Below are 2,984 nucleotides of genomic sequence, written 5' to 3' on the forward strand. Positions count from 1 at the left end.
TGCGGATAGGCCCCTTCGTCAATGACATGATAGCGCATCTCCGGCTGAAAATGCCACAGGGAAGATCCCGGCGGCAGACGAATCAATTCCCGCAAAGAGGTGGGTGCTTGCCAACGCGGCTCGCCGTTGAACAAAACAATGGGCAATACTGGCGGCAGACCATCCGCTATAGTCAATTTGCGCTCATTGACCAGTTGCTGATAAAGAAGCCCGACATAGACAGCAACACGCAAGGCCATCCACTCATCCACATCGGACTGAAACTCCAAAATCAACAAAACCAATATCTCCCGGCCATGGCGGGTGGGAATTTCCCAGACCACATCGCTGCGCCGCCGGAGACCGGTACTGGCGGTCAGTTTGCTGTTGTGTCGACGCATCTGGCCCAGATCCAACTCTGCCAAAAGCAGTGGATCCAGAAAACCGTATAACAGATCGGCCACCATCTGCGGATGAGAAAACAGACGGTGGTAAAGCGAATCGGCAGAATGGATGGTGTCAGGCATGGCGTGGTATCGTGACTAAAAACGGTGAGCAGGAACAAAATCCGGCACTGGCTGCAATTCTACCTGCCAGCAGATTTTTGCACCACGGTTCACATGCTCGCAGCAATTGCCACATGGTCCATCATCGGGATGGTGCTGTATTTGTCGCTCCAAAAATCCCGACATCCTTGCCTAAACTATTTTGGCAAACAGAGTGCGTTTGGTCAAAAATTCAGTAGTTTTAACACGGAAGTCGGCTGTTGATTGGCCTGCGCCAGAATGGCCGTTCCTGCTTGTTGAATGATGGAATTTTTGGCCAAATTGGCCGTCTCTGCCGCATAGTCAGCATCTTCAATCCGGGATCGTGCCCCAGAGGTGTTTTGGCTCATCACCATCAAATCGTTTGCAATAGAGTCCATCTGGTTCTGGAAGGCACCGAAGGTGGTAGCCATGCCAGCAACGTCTTTGATGGAGTTGTCGATGACAGAAATAGACTCTTCAGCATTTGACTGCGAAGTGAGAGAAACATCTGCCAAACTGCGAGAAGCAGGAGATGTAATTTGGGAAGAAGATACAACTTTGGCAAAGCCAAGAGTCATTGATGCATTTACTCCCGCATAAGCATCATTATGTATTGCGAACAAACTGACTGATTGTCCAACACTATTCCATGAAGCCACACTACCAGTGTAACTTTTAATAACTGACCCGCCAGAGTTATCATAATTACTGGTAGCTGTTGTTGATGTATAGTTTCCAATGCTATCTATATGTATCCTCGTGTAATACCATGTATCATCTTGAATTACAAGAGAACCATTGTATGAGTGGTGAGTTGAAAAACTTCCTGCAATTACAGAATTAGAGTCTAAATAGTTGTTTGGAGATACCCCTACATTAAAGATATCGAATTGATTATTCCCATGAGCTTTCCATTGAAAATATGCATCCCCTCCTGAGGATAAATCATATTTATCGTTAGTGAATAATGCCGCACTATCACGGTATGATGGAGCATTAGCGCATATTCCATCTGCTACTACTGTCACTACAGAATTAGACGGTACATTTGACCAAGCACCAACATCCAAAGAAGCAACACTTTCTGATTGCACACCCCCCCCTGTTTCACCCTCTACACGGGAACCAATCACTGATGGCTGCACCCCCATCACAGCATCTGGAGACAATGTCTGCCCTCTATTACTGGACACATGAAACGTCTTGCCAGAAAAAGAGCCATCCAGCAATTTTGTACCATTGAAATCGGTCGTCGCGGCAACCTGAGAGATATGATTGCGCAGTTGATTGAACTCCTCATGCAACGTCTGCCGGTCACGGGCGCTGTTGGTATCGTTGGCGGCCTGCACAGCCAGTTCCCGCATTCTCTGCAAAGTATCCTGCACATCTTTCAACGCACCCTGTGCCACTTGCGACAAGGAAACTCCATCATTGACGTTGCGCAACGCTTGGTTAAACCCACGCACCTGCGCGTTCATCCGGGTTGCTATGGAAAGACCCGCCGCATCATCGGCAGCACGATTGATCCTTTTCCCGGAAGACATTCGTTCAAAAACCATCGACAACCTATTCGTCGCACTCGAAAGATTGCGCTGCGTCGCCAGTGCGGCAACATTTGTATTCATTGTCAGGCTCATTTTCACCCTCTATATATTATATATGTTATAATAACACCAAAAACAAGGCGTAGCTCCGCGTTCTGCCCAGCAAGGAGCAACAAATCACGCAACCCACGGACAAAACACTCCCTGCAACCAGACGGCGAGAAACCATCCAGAGACAGGAGCACTCTCCAGTTACATCAGAAGCAACTTGTTTTTATATGTGCAGGTATCGTATCAGCATCGACCGACTGGACATGCCGGTATCGGGTGGGCGCATCAGGAGCAGAGGAGGACTACTTGCTTGCTTGCTTGCTTGCTTGCTTGCTTGCTTGCTTTGGAATTGATCGACATGATAAAATCTCCCGGGTCACAGGCCACAATGGCCATTGTCACTCTCCGTCCTTGGCTGGAGGTGGATCGTTCGTTTTACGTGATCGATCCAGTCACGAACATACAACCATCCTGGTCGCGCAAACGGAGGCACTCAGAACACCTCCGTTAAAGCCTATTATCGGTTGTATACGCAAAACCTTGAAGAAAAAAACCCATCACTCGGCATTATCCCATCCAGCAAGCCGCATTGCCTTTACGGTCAATGGGTAAAGATATCCTCCAGTGTTCTGGCGTCCAGGAGACGGTCGGTCCAGGCTTCAATAAGTGGTATATCCGCCTGAGCCAGCAACGCCTCAATATGCGGTGGAACCTGTCCAAAACGACGTTCAAGAAGACGCAACAGGATCTCTGCCTTACCCTGCTGCATACCCTGCTGTATACCCTGCTGTATACCCTGCTGCATGCCCTGCTGCATGCCCTTTTGCATGCCTCTCTGTTCATACTCCTGCGCCCACGCTTCTACTCGCGCTGCCAACATGAC

The 2,984-nt window shown here is 48.9% G+C and carries 3 protein-coding genes; all 3 read right to left on the bottom strand.

Annotation, left to right across the window (positions count from 1 at the left end):
• A partial coding sequence (locus EJP87_RS15065) for an Rpn family recombination-promoting nuclease/putative transposase (protein ID WP_193771433.1) occupies positions 1 to 506 on the bottom strand: 506 nt, incomplete at its 3' end.
• 203 nt (positions 507 to 709) lie between these two features.
• Complete coding sequence (locus tag EJP87_RS15070; RefSeq protein WP_130472683.1) at positions 710 to 2,143, bottom strand: flagellin N-terminal helical domain-containing protein; 1,434 nt, start codon at positions 2,141 to 2,143, stop codon at positions 710 to 712.
• Positions 2,144 to 2,702: 559 nt separating this feature from the next.
• The coding region (locus EJP87_RS15075) for a DUF4351 domain-containing protein (RefSeq protein WP_130472684.1) at positions 2,703 to 2,984 on the bottom strand (282 nt) is incomplete at its 5' end.

The organism is Candidatus Magnetaquicoccus inordinatus, assembly GCF_004217665.1.
GTDB lineage: Bacteria > Pseudomonadota > Magnetococcia > Magnetococcales > Magnetaquicoccaceae > Magnetaquicoccus > Magnetaquicoccus inordinatus.

Bases quoted from the DNA above. Each gene is read 5' to 3' on its own strand.
- EJP87_RS15070 (WP_130472683.1), bottom strand. From the start codon at position 2,143: ATGAGCCTGACAATGAATACAAATGTTGCCGCACTGGCGACGCAGCGC.